This window comes from Pseudomonas sp. BN417 (assembly GCF_029871205.1).
GTDB lineage: Bacteria > Pseudomonadota > Gammaproteobacteria > Pseudomonadales > Pseudomonadaceae > Metapseudomonas.
Map to the genome: position 1 here is coordinate 58,167 of NZ_SSOJ01000123.1, position 15,341 is coordinate 73,507.

The following is a 15,341-nucleotide window of genomic DNA, read 5'->3' on the forward strand; positions in this document are numbered from 1 at the left end:
AAGTGGGGCTGAAAATTTGTTGTGAAGGCTATTTAAGTGGTGCTTAAATTCGGCCGATCGCAACTTCACTCGGGAGAACAAGATGACAGTGGGCGTGGGTGGGAAGACTCCGGAGCAGGCCCTCGCCGGCCTGGCCAGCATGACCGCGGGCGCCGAGCCCATTGGGCTGGGCGAATACCAGGCGCGGATCGCCAAGGCCCAGGGCCTGATGCGTGAGCAGGGCCTGGCAGCCATCTACCTCAATGCCGGGAGCAACCTGCGCTACTTCACCGGCGTGAAGTGGAGCCCCAGCGAGCGCATGGTCGGCGCCGTGCTGCCCGCCAATGGTCCGCTGGCCTACATCGCCCCGGCGTTCGAGGAAGGCACCATCCGCGACTTCCGCGAAGTGGAAGGGGGCCTTCACACCTGGCAGGAGCACGAGAGCCCCTACCGCCTGCTGCTGGACGTGCTGCAGGGCATGGGCGTCGCGCCTGGTGCGGTGGTGGGGCTGTGCCCGTCCCTGGCCTTCTTCATGTTCGACGGCATCCGCCGCCTGGGATCGGGCTGTGAATTCGTCGATGCGGCCCGCGTGATCGATCCCTGCCGCTTCCACAAGTCGACCGCCGAACTGGCGCTGATGCAGCAGGCCAAGGACATGACCCTGGAGGTGCACAAGGCGGCCGCCAGCATCCTGCGCGAAGGCATCAGCACCCTCGAGGTCGCCGAGTTCATCCACCAGGCGCACCGCAAGGTGGGCGCGCCGGGCTCGACCTTCTGCATCGTGCTGTTCGGCGAGGCCAGCGCCTTCCCCCATGGGGTGAAGCATGCGCAGGTGCTGAAGGACGGCGACATGGTGCTGATCGATACCGGCTGCCAGCTCCACGGCTACCAGTCGGATATCACCCGCAGCTATGTGTTCGGCACCCCGAGCGAACGCCAGCGCACCCTCTGGAATGCCGAGAAGGCAGCACAGCAGGCGGCCTTCGAGGCGGCCCGGCTGGGTGAGCCCTGCCAGGTAGTGGACGCCGCGGCCCGCCGCAGCCTTGAAGCCGCCGGCCTGGGCCCGGACTATCAGCTGCCCGGCCTGCCCCACCGCACCGGCCATGGTATCGGCCTGGATATCCACGAAGGGCCTTACCTGGTGCGCGGCGACAAGACGCCGCTGGCCGAGGGCATGTGCTTCTCCAACGAGCCGATGATCTGCGTGCCTGGCGAGTTCGGGATTCGCCTGGAAGACCATTTCTACATGACGGCACAAGGCCCGCGCTGGTTTACCCAGCCGAGCCACTCCATCGACGATCCGTTTGGGTTGGTCTGAGAGGCGGACCTTCGGCCCGCTTGGCGAATGAATTCGCCCCTACAGGGGTAAGCCGGATTTCGCCCTCGCGCGGACAGCCCCCTCTCCCGCTTGCGGGAGAGGGTTGGGGAGAGGGCAGCCGAGTCCTGCTGGATGCCGACCGGCAGACCTGCGGTCTGCTTAGCGAATGAATTCGCCCCCACAGGCGTCAAGCCAACCTATTTCGCCAGCTTCACCCTTGAGAAATTATTCGACCCCAGCGGATTCAGCTTGAACCCCTCCACCCCCTTGCGCAGGGCGGCGAACTGCTTGGGATGGGCCAGGGGAATCCAGGGCGCCTGCTCGTGGAAGATCGCCAGGGCCCGGCAGTAGAGCTCGGCGCGGCGGGCCGGGTCGGTAATGGCGCGGGCTTGGCGAATCAGGTCGTCGAACGCCTGGTCGCACCAGCCGGCCTGGTTCTCCCCTGATTTGGCTGCGGCGCAGGACAGGTTGGGGGTAAGGAAGTTGTCCGGGTCGCCGTTGTCGCCGGCCCAGCCCATGAACACCAGGTCGTGTTCGCCATTCTTCGCGCGCTTGATCAACTCGCCCCATTCATAGACGCGGATCTCCGCCTTGATGCCGATGGCGGCCAGGTCGGCCTGGAGCATCTGTGCGCCAATGCCGGGGTTGGGGTTGGTCGGACCGCCGCCGGGGCGGGTCCAGATGGACAGCTTGAATCCCTCCTTGTGGCCAGCCTCGGCCAGCAGCTGGCGGGCCTTTTCCGGATCATGGGGCCAGGGTGCCAGCTTGTCGTTGAAGCCGAGCAAGGTGGCCGGGTAGGGCGCCACGGCGATGCTGGCGTTGCCTTCGCCATACTGCGCACGCAGGTAGGCGCGGCTGTCGAAGGCGAGGTTGATGGCCTGGCGCACCCGCACGTCGTCCAGGGGCGGGTGGCGGGTGTTGATGCCGACGTAGGCGACGAGCAGGGAATCCAGTTCGAGGACGTTCAGCGCCGGGTCCTGGCGCAGGGCGGCGATGTCGGTGGGGCGCGGGTACACCGCCACCTGGCAGGCGCCGGCCTTGAGCTGCTGCACGCGCACATTGGGATCGGGGGTGATGGCGAACAGCAGCTTGTCGATTGCCGGTTTGCCTTGCCAGTAGTCCGGGTTGGCGCGGAAGCGGATCTGCGCGTCCTTGCGGTAGCGCTCGAAGACGAAGGGGCCGGTGCCCACCGGCTCGCGGTTGAGCAGTTCCGGCTTGCCGGCCTTGAGCAACTGCTCGGCGTACTCGGCGGAATAGATGGAGGCGAACCCCATGGCGAGATCCGCGAGGAAGGGCGCCTCGGGATGCTTCAGGGTGAAGCGCAGGCGGTGCTCGTCGAGCTTCTCGATGCGCTCGATCAATTGCCCCAGGGCCATGGATTCGGCATAGGGGAAGCCGCGCGGTGAGAGCTTGTGCCAGGGGTGGCTCGGGTCGAGCTGACGCTGGAAGCTCCAGAGCACGTCGTCGGCGTTGAACGCGCGGCTGGGCGTGAACCAGGGCGTGGTGTGGAACTTCACGTCCTTGCGCAGTTGCAGTTCGTAGACCAGGCCGTCGTCGCTGATGCGCCAGCTTTCCGCCAGGCCCGGTTGCAGGCGGGTGCTGCCGGGGGCGAACTGTATCAGGCGGTCGAAGACGGTTTCGGAGGAGGCATCGGCCGTGGTGGCGGCCGTGTACTGGACGATATCGAAGCCTTCGGGGCTGGCTTCGGTGCAGACCACCAGGGACTGGCTGGCTGCGGCATGGAGGGGAAGGCAGAGGGCGAGGGACAGCAGGCAACGACGCATCGGGCTTCCTTCATGAAAAAGAAAACGGGGCCCGAAGGCCCCGTTTGCCGGCTTACTTGCCGACGCTCACGCCGTAGAAGGAGTTGAGGCCGAACGGGCTGATCTTGAAGTCCTGCACGTTCTTGCGCATCGGTTGGTACACGGTGGAGTGGGCGATCGGGGTGGTCGGCACATTGTCCTTGAGAATGTGCTGCGCCTGCTTGTACAGCTCGGTGCGTTTGGCCTGATCGGTAGTGCGTTTGGCCTCTTTGATCAGTTTGTCGTAGCCGGCGTCGCACCACTTGGAGAAGTTGTTGCCGTCTACCGCGTCGCAGCCGTAGAGGGTGCCCAGCCAGTTGTCCGGGTCACCGTTGTCGCCGCTCCAGCCAATCAGCATGGTGTCGTGTTCGCCGGCCTTGGCGCGCTTGAGGTATTCGCCCCATTCGTAGGTGACGATCTTCGCCTTGATACCCACCTTGGCCCAGTCGGACTGCAGCATCTCCGCCATCAGCTTCGCGTTGGGGTTGTAGGGGCGCTGCACCGGCATGGCCCAGAGGGTGATCTCGGTGCCTTCCTTGACGCCTGCGGCCTTCAGCAGTTCCTTGGCCTTTTCCGGGTTGTAGCCGGCATCCTTGATGGTCTCGTCATAGGACCACTGGGTCGGCGGCATGCCGTTCACGGCCAGTTGGCCGGCGCTCTGGTAGACCGCGTCGATGATGGCTTTCTTGTTCACCGCCATGTCCAGTGCCTGACGCACTTCCAGCTTGTCCAGCGGCTTGTGCAGGACGTTGTAGGCGATATATCCATCGTTGAAGCCCGGCTGCGATGGCATTTTCAGGTTCGGGTCCTTTGCCAGCGATTCCAGATCGGCCGGGCGCGGGAAGAGGGTGATCTGGCATTCATTGGCCTTGAGCTTCTGCATGCGCACCGAAGCATCGGTGCTGATGGAGAAGATCAGGTTGTCGATCTTCACGTCACCCGGAACCCAGTAGTCCTTGTTGCCGGTGAAACGAATCTGCGCGTCCTTCTGGTAACGCTTGAACACGAAGGGGCCGGTGCCGATCGGCTTCTGGTTGATGTCCGCGGCCTTGCCTTGTTTCAACAGTTGGTCGGCATATTCGGCGGACTGGATCGATGCGAAGCTCATCGCCAGGTTCTGGATGAAGGCGGCGTCGACGCTGGCGAGGGTGAACTTGACGGTCTGGTCATCGACCTTCTCCACCTTGGAGATGTTCGCGTCCATGCCCATGTCGGTGAAGTAGGGGAATTCGGTCGGGTAGGCCTTACGGAACGGGTGATCCTTGTCGAGCATGCGCTGGAAGGTGAAGAGCACGTCGTCGGCGTTGAAATCTCGGGTCGGCTTGAAGTACTCGGTGGTGTGGAACTTCACGCCCTTGCGCAGGTGGAAGGTGTAGGTCAGGCCATCTGCGGATACGTCCCACTTCTCGGCCAGGCCCGGGATCACGGCGGTGCCGCCGCGTTCGAACTGGGTCAGGCGGTTGAAGATGGTTTCCGCGGAAGCGTCGAAATCGGTGCCGGTGGTGTATTGGCCCGGGTCGAAGCCGGCGGGGCTGCCTTCGGAGCAGAAGACCAGGTTGCTTGCAGCGCTGGCGAAAGGTGCGCTGGTGATCAGCCCAGCAGCGACAAGAGCCTGGATGACGGCGTTTTTACGCATGTTGACCTCATGTTTTGTTCTGTTTGTCATCGTGAGGGGCCCCTTGTGGGGACCTTGCGTGAAGCTATGCAGGGCATATGCCCGACGCAATAGCTGGACGGGAAAGAGTGTAGTCGGTGGAATAAAGCTGTAAGGGCTTGTCGCAATTCTGCAAATTCAGGCCGTAGAACGGGGAGGGGCGCCGCGCCGAACGGGCGGCGCCCAGTGCCGCATCAAGGCATCTGCACTTCGATGGTGCCATCGGCGCTGACGTTGACGCGGCTGGTGCCGGCCTCGATCTCCGGGGCGGCGGCGCTGTCGGCATAACCCTTGGCGGCCATGGCGCGCATCATGATCGGCTGCGGCGGCTGGAAGCCGCCGCTGTTCAGGCTCAGATTGACCAGCTTGTAGGCCTTGCCGCCGAGGGCGGCGGTAGCCAGCTGGGCGCGGGCCTTGAAGGCGTCCACGGCCTGCTTGATCAACTCATCCTCATGGGTCTTGCGAGTCTTCTCGGCGATGCTGAAGTTCATCCCGGCCATCTTCAGGTCGCCCAGCAGGTCGGCGCTGAGCTGGGACAGGGTGGCGAAATCGGCGCTTTCCAGGCGCAGTTCCGCGCGTTCGCGCCAGGCGGTGATCTTCTGGCCCTTCTCGTCGTACACCGGATAGCTGTTGCGGCTGCCCAGGCTGACGGTGACGCCCTTGGACTTGCGCGCCTTCTCGACCGCGGCGTTTAGGGTGCGGGTGATCTGGTCGGCCAGCTTGGCCGGGTCGGTGTTCTGCGACTCGCTGTAGAGGGTCACGTGCATCAGGTCGTGGGCAACTTCCTGGCTGACTTCGGCGCGCACCGCCACCTGGTTGTAGTGGACTTCGTCGCCGGCCTGGGCCGAGAGGCTGCCGAGGCTGGCGGCGCAGAGGGCGAGGGCGGCGGCGAGGCGGGTGAACTTGGGCATGACGACTCCTTGTGGGACTGGGTTCGCGCGGGTTGCGCGATGATTCTCCGTATTGGACGAGGGTAACCGGCCATTCGGGTTAACCGGCGCAGTTGACCGGAAATCGGGACGAATGTTCCAGAGTGACAGGCCGGAGAACCTTGTGGGGGGGCGAATTTATTCGCTATGCAGGCCGCAGGTCTGCCCGGGTGTCAGGCAGGGGGCCGCTGCGCGTCCCATTGCGAATGAATTCGCCCCCACAGGATCGGTTGCATTCGCCGGCCAATTCCGCTGCGGCGAGTTGCCGCACGCAGGCGGGGCGGGGTGAGCCTTGGTTATACTCCGGCCAACTTTGGGAGTGCCCATGCTCGAACCCGTACAGCTATTGTCCGCCAGCCGCCAGAACCTCCTGCGGCTGACCCTGATCCGCATCCTCGTCCTCGCCGCCCAAGCCGGCTCGGTCGGTCTCGCCTACAAGTCCCAACTGCTGCAGCTGCCCTGGCTGGCCCTGAGCCTGACCCTCGGCGTGTCGCTGGTCCTCTGTGTGGGCACGGCGCTGCGCCTGCGCGGGCCTTGGCCGGTGACCGAGCTGGAGTACTCGGTGCAACTGGGCTTCGACCTGATCATCCACAGCGTGCTGCTGTATTTCTCCGGGGGCTCCACCAACCCCTTCGTCTCCTATTACCTGGTGCCGCTGACCATCGCCGCGGCGACCCTCCCCTGGCTCTACACCGTTACCCTGGCCGGCCTGGCGCTGGCGGCCTACACCCTGCTGCTGGTGCTTTTCCACCCGCTGGAGATGCCCGCCGGGCAGCGCGAGTCCCTGCTGGTCTACGGCATGTGGCTGAGCTTCGCCCTGGCGGCAGCGCTGATCACCTTCTTCGTGGCGCGGATGGCCGAGGAGCTGCGTCGGCAAGACCAACTGCAAGCGGTGCGCCGCGAGGAAAGCATGCGTGACCAGCAGCTGCTGGCCGTGGCTACCCAGGCCGCCGGCGCCGCTCACGAGCTGGGCACGCCCCTGGCGACCATGAGCGTCCTGCTGAAAGAGCTGCGCCAGGAGTATGGCGACAAGCCGACGCTGCAGGATGACCTGGCCTTGCTGCAGGAACAGGTGATGCTCTGCAAGGACACCCTGCAGCACCTGGTGCGCGCTGCCGAAGCGGACCGCCGCCAGGCGGTGGTGGAACAGACAGTGATGGAATGGCTGGAGGTTGCTCTCAACCGCTGGCACCTGATGCGCCCCGAAGCCACCTACCGCTACCAATGCCTGGGCCTTGGTACGGCCCCCCGGCTGAAACCCCCGGCGGACCTGACCCAGGCCCTGCTGAACCTGCTCAACAATGCCGCCGATGCCTGCCCGGAAAAGCTCGACATCCGCCTCAGCTGGGACCACCAGTGGATCGTCCTGAGCATCCGCGACCATGGCGCTGGCGTGCCCCTGGCCATCGCCGAGCAGTTGGGCCGGCCCTTCTTCACCACCAAGGGCAAGGGCTTCGGCCTCGGCCTGTTCCTGAGCCAGGCCAGCGTCACGCGTGCCGGCGGTACGGTTAAACTCTATAACCATGAAGAAGGCGGCACCCTGACCGAGCTGCGCCTGCCGCGCGCCTACGGCGTCGCCTGAGTGCCTTGACGACGAGGAAACGAAATGACTGACGAACCCCTGATCGAAGGCGAAGAACAGCCCCACCTGCTGCTGGTGGACGACGATGCCACCTTCACCCGCGTCATGGCGCGGGCCATGGGCCGTCGCGGATTGCGGGTGTCGGTCGCCGGCTCCGCTGAGGAAGGCCTGCTGATGGCCAAGGAAGACCTGCCCGACTACGCCGTGCTCGACCTCAAGATGGACGGCGACTCGGGTCTGGTGCTGCTGCCCAAGTTGCTGGAGCTGGACCCGGAGATGCGCGTGGTGATCCTCACCGGCTATTCGAGCATCGCCACGGCGGTGGAAGCCATCAAGCGCGGCGCCGCCAACTACCTGTGCAAGCCGGCCGACGCCGACGACGTACTCACTGCGCTGCTCTCCGAGCACGCCGACCTGGACAGCCTGGTGCCGGAAAACCCCATGTCGGTGGACCGCCTGCAGTGGGAACACATCCAGCGAGTGCTGGCCGAGCACGACGGCAATATCTCCGCCACCGCCCGCGCCCTGGGCATGCACCGGCGGACCTTGCAGCGCAAGCTGCAGAAGCGGCCGGTGCGCCGCTGAGCGGGCCTGTCTTTGTGGGGTGAACTTGTGGGGGCGAATTCATTCGCGAAGGGACACGCAGTGTCCCCCTTCACATCGGTAGGGCAGGCCTGCGGCCTGCTCAGCGAATGAATTCGCCCCCACAAGGTAATTTCCCTCCTAACCCTTGGTATCCTTAGCCGCCTAACTATCTTCCGTGCCAAGGTTCGCCAATGCTCGCCGTCGTCCAGCAGACCCTCAGCATCACCGCCCCGGTGTTCTCCATGCTGTTCCTGGGGGTGGGGCTCAAGCGCCTCGGCTGGATCGACGCGGCTTTCATCAATACGGCGTCTTCCCTGGTGTTCAAGGGCACCATGCCGACCCTGCTGTTCCTCGGCATCGTCCAGGCGGACCTGCGCACCGCGTTGCAGCCGGCGCTGATCGGCTACTTCGTCGCGGCGACCCTGGTGTGCTTCCTGATCGGTTGGGGCTGGGCGATCCTGCGCTGCCCGCCGGCCGATCGCGGCATCTATGCCCAGGGCGCGTTCCGCGGCAACAACGGCATCATCGGACTGGCCCTGGCCACCAGCATGTACGGCGACTACGGCCTGTCAGTGGGCGGCATACTCGGTGGGGTGGTGATTCTCAGCTACAACACGCTCTCGGCCATCGTCCTGGCCATCTACAGCCCGGACGCCAAGAGCGATCCGCTGAGCCTGGCCCGGAGCATCATCAGCAACCCGCTGATCATCGGCGTGCTGGCGGCCATCCCGGTGGCCTACTGGCAGATTCCGCTGCCGGCCTGGCTGATCACCTCGGGCGAGTACTTCGCCCAGATGACCCTGCCGCTGGCTCTGATCTGCATCGGCGGGACCCTGTCCCTGGCCTCCTTGCGTTCCAGCGGCAGGATCGCCATCAGCGCCAGCCTGATGAAGATGGTCTGGCTGCCGATCCTGGCCACTTTCGGCGCCTGGCTCTGCGGCTTCCGCAACGCCGAGCTGGCGATCCTCTTCCTCTATTTCGGCAGCCCGACCGCCGCGGCGAGCTTCGTGATGGCCCGCGCGGTGAACGGCAACCACGAGCTGGCGGCGGCGATCATCGTGATAACCACCCTGGCGGCCGTCGTGACGACCAACGTGGGACTGTTCTTCCTGCAGTGGGCGGGGCTGCTCTGACACCGCATCCGGGCTACCTGTGCTGTCGTAGGGTGGACATCGCTTTTCATGTCCACCATCGGGGCCCGGGTCGGGCACCCTACGGGCCACGGCTCAGTGAAACCAGTTCAGGCCTTCTGGTAGTCGTCGATGACTTCCTGGGCGGCGCGGAAAGCGTCTATGGCGGCGGGAACCCCGGCATAGACGGCGCAATGCAGCAGGGCTTCGCGGATTTCTTCGACCGTGCAGCCATTGTTCAGCGCGCCGCGCACATGGCCTTTCAGCTCCTGCGGGCACTTGAGGGCGGTCAGCGCGGCCAGGGTGATCAGGCTGCGGGTCTTGCGCGGCAGGCCTTCGCGGTTCCAGACGCCACCCCAGGCATGTTCGTTGACGAAGTCCTGCAGCGGCTGGGTGAACTCGGTGGCGTTGCCCATGGCGCGGTCCACGAAGGCGTCGCCCATGACTTCCCGGCGTACCTGCAGGCCGGGTTTGCGTTCTTCGCTCATGGTGATGCTCCTGTCAGTCGAGACTTTCCACCCGCACCGGCACCACGCCGCTGCGGAGCATGCCGAGGGCCTCGGCGGCCTTGCGCGAGACGTCGATGATGCGCCCGCGTCCGTAGGGGCCCCGGTCGTTGATGCGCACCACCACCGTGCGCTCGTTCCTGAGATTAGTGACGCGCACCCGGGTGCCGAAGGGCAGGGTGCGGTGGGCGGCGGTCAGTGAGTTCTGGTTGAAACGCTCACCGCTGGCGGTGCGTTTGCCGTGGTGCCGGGCGCCGTAATAGGAGGCCTTGCCTTCGGCGCGATAGTCGCCCGATGGCGTCTCACGATCACGCTCGAAGGGGGTATAGGAGCAGCCGACCAGCAGGCTGGTGAAGGCGAGGAGGCAAAGCAGGCGCTGCATGGCATTACCTGTGTAGGGGCGAATTCGTTCGCCAAGCAGGCCGAAAGGCTGTCCGCCTGATGCCTGCGGGGAACGCGGTGCGTTCCTTGGCGAATGAATTCGCCCCCACAAGGCGCCAGGCGGAATCTGCCGGGCAGTATTACTCTTCGAGCTTTTTCTTCAGCAGTTCGTTCACCTGGCCGGGGTTGGCCTTGCCCTTGGATGCCTTCATCGCCTGGCCGACGAAGAAGCCGAACATCTTGCCGCGCTTGGCCTCGTCGCTGGCGCGGTACTGTTCGACCTGGGCGGCGTTGGCGGCCAGCACTTCGTCGAGCATCGTCTCGATGGCGCCGGTGTCGGTAACCTGCTTGAGGCCCTTCTTCTCGATGATCTCGTCGGCCGAACCTTCACCGGCGGCCATGGCCTCGAAGACCATCTTGGCGATCTTGCCGGAGATGGTGTTGTCCTTGATGCGCAGGATCATGCCGCCCAGCTGCTCGGCGGAAACCGGCGACTGCTCGATCTCCAGGCCTTCCTTGTTGAGCAGGCTGGAGAGCTCGACCATCACCCAGTTGGCGGCCAGCTTGGCGTCGCCGCAGACCTGGTTCACGGCTTCGAAGTAGTCGGCCATCTCGCGGCTGGCGGAGAGCACGCTGGCGTCGTAGGCAGAGAGGCCGAACTCGCTCTGGAAACGCTCGCGCTTCTGGGTCGGCAGCTCCGGCAGGCTGGCGCGGACTTCGTCGAGGAAGCTGTGCTCGATCACCACCGGCAGCAGGTCGGGGCAGGGGAAGTAACGGTAGTCGTTGGCTTCTTCCTTGCTCCGCATGGAGCGGGTCTCGTCCTTGTTCGGGTCGTACAGGCGGGTTTCCTGCACCACCTTGCCGCCATCCTCGATCAGTTCGATCTGCCGCTGCACTTCGTGGTTGATGGCCTTCTCGATGAAGCGGAAGGAGTTGACGTTCTTGATCTCGGCGCGGGTGCCGAAGGCTTCCTGGCCTTTCGGGCGCACGGAGACGTTGCAATCGCAACGCAGCGAGCCTTCGGCCATGTTGCCGTCGCAGATGCCGAGGTAGCGCACCAGGGCGTGGATCGCCTTGACGTAGGCCACCGCTTCCTTGGCGCTGCGGATGTCCGGCTCGGAAACGATTTCCAGCAGCGGGGTGCCGGCGCGGTTCAGGTCGATGCCGCTCATGCCGTGGAAGTCTTCGTGCAGGCTCTTGCCAGCGTCCTCTTCCAGGTGCGCGCGGGTGATGCCGATGCGCTTGACCGTGCCGTCTTCCAGGGTGATGTCGAGGAAGCCCTTGCCGACGATGGGATGGTCCATCTGGCTGGTCTGGTAGCCTTTGGGCAGGTCCGGATAGAAGTAGTTCTTGCGGGCGAAGACGTTCTTCCCGGCGATCTGGGCGTCGATGGCCAGGCCGAACTTGCAGGCCATGCGCACTGCTTCCGCGTTCAGCACCGGCAGGGTGCCGGGCATGCCGAGGTCAACCAGGTTGGCCTGGGTGTTGGGCTCGGCGCCGAAGGTGGTGGCGCTGCCGGAGAAGATCTTCGATTGGGTGCTGAGCTGTGCGTGGATTTCCAGCCCGATGACTGTTTCCCATTGCATGTGCGTGTTCCTCAGAATCCAGCCGGAGCTTGTTTGTGCCAGTCGGTCGCCTGCTGGTACTGGTGGGCGACGTTGAGCAGGCGGCCTTCCTGGAAGTATGGGGCCAGCAGCTGGACGCCGACCGGCAGACCGTCGACGAAACCGGCGGGCATGGAAAGGCCCGGCAGACCCGCCAGGTTGGCGGTGATGGTGTAGATGTCTTCCAGGTACTGGGCGACCGGGTCGTTGTTCTTCTCGCCGAGCTTCCAGGCCGGGTTGGGCGTGGTCGGGCCGAGGATCACGTCGACTTCGGCGAAGGCGCTGACGAAGTCGTTCTTGATCAGGCGGCGGATCTTCTGCGCCTTCAGGTAATAGGCGTCGTAATAGCCAGCGGACAGGGCGTAGGTGCCGACCATGATGCGGCGCTTCACCTCATCGCCGAAGCCTTCGGCGCGGGAGCGCTTGTACAGGTCTTCAAGGTTCGAGGGGTTCTCGCAGCGATAGCCGAAGCGCACGCCGTCGAATCGCGACAGGTTGGAGGAGGCTTCCGCCGGGGCGATCACGTAGTAGGCCGGGATGGCGTGCTGCATGTTCGGCAGCGAGACTTCCTTGACGGTGGCGCCGAGCTTCTTCAGCTCCTCGACCACGGCCAGTACGGCATTGGCGATGCGGCTGTCGAGGCCGGCGCCGAAATACTCCTTCGGCAGGCCGATGCGCAGCCCGGCCAGGGGCTGGTTCAGGGCGGCCAGGTAATCATCCACCGGCTGGTCGACGCTGGTGGAGTCCTTCGGGTCGAACCCGGCGATGGCGCCCAGCATCAGGGCGCAGTCCTCGGCGGTGCGGGCCAGCGGGCCGCCCTGGTCGAGGCTGGAGGCGTAGGCGATCATGCCCCAGCGGGAAACCCGGCCGTAGGTGGGCTTGATGCCGGTGAGGTTGGTGAAGGCGGCCGGCTGGCGGATCGAGCCGCCGGTGTCGGTGCCGGTGGCGGCGGGCACCAGGCGCGCGGCCACGGCCGCGGCCGAACCGCCGGAGGAACCGCCGGGCACGCGTTCGAGGTTCCAGGGGTTCTTCACCGCGCCATAGTGGCTGGATTCGTTGGACGAGCCCATGGCGAACTCGTCCATGTTCAGCTTGCCGAGGCTGACGGCGCCAGCGGCCTTGAGGCGCGCAACCACCGTGGCGTCATAGGGCGCCTTGAAGCCGCTGAGGATCTTCGAGGCGCAGCTGGTCAGCACGCCTTCGGTGCAGAACAGGTCCTTGTGCGCGATGGGGGCGCCGAGCAGGGCGCCCTGCTCACCGGCGGCGCGCCGTGCGTCGGCTGCCCGGGACTGTTCGATGGCCGGTTCGTCGGTGATGCTGATAAAGCTGTTCAATTGCGGATCGAGCTGGTGGATGCGCGCCAGCAGGGTGCGGGTCAGCTCTTCGGCAGAGAATTCCTTGGCGGCGAGGCCGCGGGCGATCTCGGCGAGGGTCAGTTGATGCATGGGGAACCCTTTCCTTATTCGATGACTTTGGGCACGAGGTAGAGGCCGTTCTCGACGGCCGGGGCGATGGCCTGGTAGGCGTCGCGGCGGTTTTCCTCGGTGACGCTGTCGGCGCGCAGGCGCTGGGTGGCGTCCAGGGGGTGGGCCATGGGCTCGATGCCGTCGGTGTCCACGGCCTGCATCGCGTCGATCAGGCCGAGGATGTTATTGAGGGTCTCGGTGGTACGCGGGATATCGGCCTCGTTCAGGCCCAGTCGGGCGAGATGGGCGATTTTTTCCACGTCGGAGCGTTCAAGCGCCATCGGGTGTCTCCAACTAGAAGCGGCCTGCGTGGGCAGTCGACCGTGCGGGAATCGAGCGGGGAACGGTGCTGCGAACGGGCGGTCAAAGGCCGCGATGATGGGCCTTGGTGGCCCGGAAAAACAGGCAATTTAACATATCGGCGCCTTGCCCAAAATCCCCGTCATTGTTAGAGTTTGCCGCACTTTTTTACCCACGCGTTGCCTAGGGTCCCTCTCCCATGTTCAAGAAACTGCGTGGCATGTTTTCCAGTGATCTGTCGATCGACCTGGGCACTGCCAATACCCTTATTTACGTGCGCGAGCGCGGTATCGTCCTCAACGAACCCTCCGTGGTCGCCATTCGTAACCATGGCAACCAGAAAAGCGTGGTAGCCGTAGGCACCGATGCCAAGCGCATGCTCGGCCGTACCCCTGGCAACATTTCCGCCATCCGTCCGATGAAGGACGGTGTGATCGCCGACTTCAGCGTCTGCGAGAAGATGCTCCAGTACTTCATCAACAAGGTGCACGAGAACAGCTTCCTGCAGCCGAGCCCGCGCGTCCTGATCTGCGTGCCCTGCAAGTCCACCCAGGTGGAGCGTCGCGCGATTCGTGAATCCGCCCTGGGCGCCGGCGCCCGTGAAGTGTTCCTGATCGAAGAACCCATGGCCGCCGCTATCGGCGCCGGCCTGCCGGTGGAAGAGGCCCGCGGCTCCATGGTCGTGGACATCGGCGGCGGTACCACCGAAATCGCCCTGATCTCGCTGAACGGTGTCGTCTACGCCGAATCCGTCCGTGTCGGCGGCGACCGCTTCGACGAATCCATCGTCACCTACGTGCGCCGCAACTACGGCAGCCTGATCGGCGAATCCACCGCCGAGCGCATCAAGCAGGAAATCGGCAACGCCTTCCCGGGCGGCGAAGTCCGTGAGATCGACGTTCGCGGCCGTAACCTGGCCGAAGGCGTGCCGCGCAGCTTCACCCTGAACTCCAACGAAGTGCTCGAAGCCCTGCAGGAGTCGCTTTCGACCATCGTCCAGGCCGTCAAGAGTGCCCTGGAACAGTCGCCGCCGGAACTGGCGTCCGACATCGCCGAGCGCGGCTTGGTGCTGACCGGTGGTGGCGCGCTGCTGCGCGACCTGGACAAGCTGCTGGCCCAGGAAACCGGCCTGCCGGTGATAGTCGCCGAAGATCCGCTGACCTGCGTCGCCCGTGGCGGTGGCCGTGCACTGGAGATGATGGACCGTCACGCGATGGATCTGCTCTCCACCGAGTAAGGTTGGGGAGCTTCAGTGCCATAGGAGCGGGCCATCAAGCCGCTATTCACCAAGGGACCTTCGCTCGGCGTGCGCATGCTGGTGTTCGCCGTGCTCTCGGCTGCGCTGATGGTGGTCGACGCCCGCTTCGACACCCTCAAGCCCATGCGCAGCCAGATGGGTCTGGTCCTCACGCCTTTCTACTGGCTGGCTGACCTGCCGGTTCGCGCCTGGGACGGCGTCAGCGACCAGTTCACCAGCCGCAGCACCCTGATCGCCGAGAACGAGAAGCTCAAGGCCGAGGCCCTGCTGATGCAGCGCCGCCTGCAGAAGCTGGCGACCCTGACCGAGCAGAACGTGCGCCTGCGCGAGTTGCTCAACTCCTCCGCCCTGGTGGACGAGAAGGTCCTGGTGGGCGAGCTGATCGGCGTCGATCCCAATCCCTTCACCCACCGCATCCTGATCGACAAGGGCGAGAAGGACGGTGTGTTCCTCGGCCAGCCCGTGCTCGACGCCCGCGGCCTGATGGGCCAGGTGGTCGAGGTGATGCCCTACTCCGCCCGTGTGCTGCTCCTGACCGATATCACCCACAGCATCCCGGTGCAGGTGAACCGCAACGGCCTGCGCGCCATCGCCAGCGGTACCGGCAACCCGGAGCGCCTGGAATTGCGCCACGTGGCCGATACCGCCGATATCAAGGAAGGCGACCTCCTGGTCAGCTCCGGGATGGGCCAGCGCTTCCCGGCCGGTTACCCGGTGGCGACGGTCAAGGAAGTCATCCACGACTCCGGCCAGCCCTTCGCCATCGTGCGTGCCGTGCCCACCGCCGCGTTGAACCGCAGCCGCTACATGCTCCTGGTATTCACCGATACCCGCAGCCCCGAAGAAC

14 protein-coding genes are annotated in these 15,341 nt (G+C 65.1%); 6 read left to right on the top strand and 8 right to left on the bottom strand.

All coding sequences use genetic code 11. The features are described 5' to 3' along the window. The first annotated feature begins 82 nt into the window (after nucleotides 1-82). Nucleotides 83-1,297: a Xaa-Pro peptidase family protein gene (locus tag E8F11_RS15690; RefSeq protein ID WP_280289756.1), complete on the top strand. Its 1,215-nt coding sequence runs from the start codon at nucleotides 83-85 to the stop codon at nucleotides 1,295-1,297. A gap of 197 nt (nucleotides 1,298-1,494) precedes the next feature. Here the strand turns inward: E8F11_RS15690 and E8F11_RS15695 are convergent, their stop codons facing one another. The 3 genes from E8F11_RS15695 to E8F11_RS15705 form a co-directional block, all read right to left on the bottom strand. Further along, complete coding sequence (locus E8F11_RS15695; RefSeq protein ID WP_280289757.1) at nucleotides 1,495-3,081, bottom strand: ABC transporter substrate-binding protein; 1,587 nt, start codon at nucleotides 3,079-3,081, stop codon at nucleotides 1,495-1,497. Nucleotides 3,082-3,133: 52 nt separating this feature from the next. Further along, nucleotides 3,134-4,735, bottom strand: coding sequence for an ABC transporter substrate-binding protein (locus E8F11_RS15700; RefSeq protein ID WP_280289758.1), 1,602 nt, complete (start codon nucleotides 4,733-4,735; stop codon nucleotides 3,134-3,136). A 212-nt stretch (nucleotides 4,736-4,947) separates the two neighbouring features. Next, nucleotides 4,948-5,664: an SIMPL domain-containing protein gene (locus E8F11_RS15705; protein WP_280289759.1), complete on the bottom strand. Its 717-nt coding sequence runs from the start codon at nucleotides 5,662-5,664 to the stop codon at nucleotides 4,948-4,950. A 343-nt stretch (nucleotides 5,665-6,007) separates the two neighbouring features. Here E8F11_RS15705 and E8F11_RS15710 point away from each other — a divergent pair, with 343 nt between their 5' ends. The 3 genes from E8F11_RS15710 to E8F11_RS15720 all read left to right on the top strand — a co-directional run bounded on the left by E8F11_RS15710 (nucleotide 6,008) and on the right by E8F11_RS15720 (nucleotide 8,982). Further along, on the top strand, nucleotides 6,008-7,264 hold the full coding sequence (locus E8F11_RS15710) for an ATP-binding protein (protein WP_280289760.1): 1,257 nt from the start codon (nucleotides 6,008-6,010) through the stop codon (nucleotides 7,262-7,264). A gap of 24 nt (nucleotides 7,265-7,288) precedes the next feature. Continuing rightward, nucleotides 7,289-7,849 carry a response regulator transcription factor gene (locus tag E8F11_RS15715; RefSeq protein ID WP_280289761.1) on the top strand — a complete coding sequence of 187 codons (561 nt, stop codon included), beginning with the start codon at nucleotides 7,289-7,291 and terminating at the stop codon, nucleotides 7,847-7,849. Nucleotides 7,850-8,040: 191 nt separating this feature from the next. Continuing rightward, nucleotides 8,041-8,982, top strand: coding sequence for an AEC family transporter (locus E8F11_RS15720; RefSeq protein ID WP_280289762.1), 942 nt, complete (start codon nucleotides 8,041-8,043; stop codon nucleotides 8,980-8,982). A gap of 107 nt (nucleotides 8,983-9,089) precedes the next feature. Here E8F11_RS15720 and E8F11_RS15725 read toward each other — a convergent pair whose 3' ends face one another. From E8F11_RS15725 to gatC, 5 genes are all read right to left on the bottom strand, one after another. Continuing rightward, nucleotides 9,090-9,467: a carboxymuconolactone decarboxylase family protein gene (locus E8F11_RS15725; protein WP_280289763.1), complete on the bottom strand. Its 378-nt coding sequence runs from the start codon at nucleotides 9,465-9,467 to the stop codon at nucleotides 9,090-9,092. Between the two features lie 13 nt (nucleotides 9,468-9,480). After that, on the bottom strand, nucleotides 9,481-9,867 hold the full coding sequence (locus E8F11_RS15730) for a septal ring lytic transglycosylase RlpA family protein (protein ID WP_280289764.1): 387 nt from the start codon (nucleotides 9,865-9,867) through the stop codon (nucleotides 9,481-9,483). A gap of 139 nt (nucleotides 9,868-10,006) precedes the next feature. Beyond that, nucleotides 10,007-11,452, bottom strand: a complete 1,446-nt coding sequence (gatB, locus tag E8F11_RS15735; protein WP_280289765.1) for an Asp-tRNA(Asn)/Glu-tRNA(Gln) amidotransferase subunit GatB — start codon at nucleotides 11,450-11,452, stop codon at nucleotides 10,007-10,009. A gap of 11 nt (nucleotides 11,453-11,463) precedes the next feature. Further along, nucleotides 11,464-12,915, bottom strand: a complete 1,452-nt coding sequence (gatA, locus tag E8F11_RS15740) for an Asp-tRNA(Asn)/Glu-tRNA(Gln) amidotransferase subunit GatA (protein WP_280289766.1) — start codon at nucleotides 12,913-12,915, stop codon at nucleotides 11,464-11,466. Nucleotides 12,916-12,929: 14 nt separating this feature from the next. Next, entirely contained in the window at nucleotides 12,930-13,217 is a 288-nt protein-coding gene (gene gatC / locus E8F11_RS15745) for an Asp-tRNA(Asn)/Glu-tRNA(Gln) amidotransferase subunit GatC (RefSeq protein WP_120652916.1), read from the bottom strand. A 218-nt stretch (nucleotides 13,218-13,435) separates the two neighbouring features. Here gatC and mreB point away from each other — a divergent pair, with 218 nt between their 5' ends. Continuing rightward, nucleotides 13,436-14,473 carry a rod shape-determining protein MreB gene (gene mreB / locus E8F11_RS15750; protein ID WP_280289767.1) on the top strand — a complete coding sequence of 346 codons (1,038 nt, stop codon included), beginning with the start codon at nucleotides 13,436-13,438 and terminating at the stop codon, nucleotides 14,471-14,473. 81 nt (nucleotides 14,474-14,554) lie between these two features. After that, nucleotides 14,555-15,341, top strand: a 787-nt coding sequence (gene mreC / locus E8F11_RS15755; RefSeq protein ID WP_280289770.1) for a rod shape-determining protein MreC, incomplete at its 3' end; no start/stop codon positions are given.

Coding starts and splice junctions, on each gene's coding strand:
- E8F11_RS15690 (WP_280289756.1), top strand. CDS start 83: ATGACAGTGGGCGTGGGTGGGAAGACTCCGGAGCAGGCCCTCGCCGGC.
- E8F11_RS15695 (WP_280289757.1), bottom strand. CDS start 3,081: ATGCGTCGTTGCCTGCTGTCCCTCGCCCTCTGCCTTCCCCTCCATGCC.
- E8F11_RS15700 (WP_280289758.1), bottom strand. CDS start 4,735: ATGCGTAAAAACGCCGTCATCCAGGCTCTTGTCGCTGCTGGGCTGATC.
- E8F11_RS15705 (WP_280289759.1), bottom strand. CDS start 5,664: ATGCCCAAGTTCACCCGCCTCGCCGCCGCCCTCGCCCTCTGCGCCGCC.
- E8F11_RS15710 (WP_280289760.1), top strand. CDS start 6,008: ATGCTCGAACCCGTACAGCTATTGTCCGCCAGCCGCCAGAACCTCCTG.
- E8F11_RS15715 (WP_280289761.1), top strand. CDS start 7,289: ATGACTGACGAACCCCTGATCGAAGGCGAAGAACAGCCCCACCTGCTG.
- E8F11_RS15720 (WP_280289762.1), top strand. CDS start 8,041: ATGCTCGCCGTCGTCCAGCAGACCCTCAGCATCACCGCCCCGGTGTTC.
- E8F11_RS15725 (WP_280289763.1), bottom strand. CDS start 9,467: ATGAGCGAAGAACGCAAACCCGGCCTGCAGGTACGCCGGGAAGTCATG.
- E8F11_RS15730 (WP_280289764.1), bottom strand. CDS start 9,867: ATGCAGCGCCTGCTTTGCCTCCTCGCCTTCACCAGCCTGCTGGTCGGC.
- gatB (WP_280289765.1), bottom strand. CDS start 11,452: ATGCAATGGGAAACAGTCATCGGGCTGGAAATCCACGCACAGCTCAGC.
- gatA (WP_280289766.1), bottom strand. CDS start 12,915: ATGCATCAACTGACCCTCGCCGAGATCGCCCGCGGCCTCGCCGCCAAG.
- gatC (WP_120652916.1), bottom strand. CDS start 13,217: ATGGCGCTTGAACGCTCCGACGTGGAAAAAATCGCCCATCTCGCCCGA.
- mreB (WP_280289767.1), top strand. CDS start 13,436: ATGTTCAAGAAACTGCGTGGCATGTTTTCCAGTGATCTGTCGATCGAC.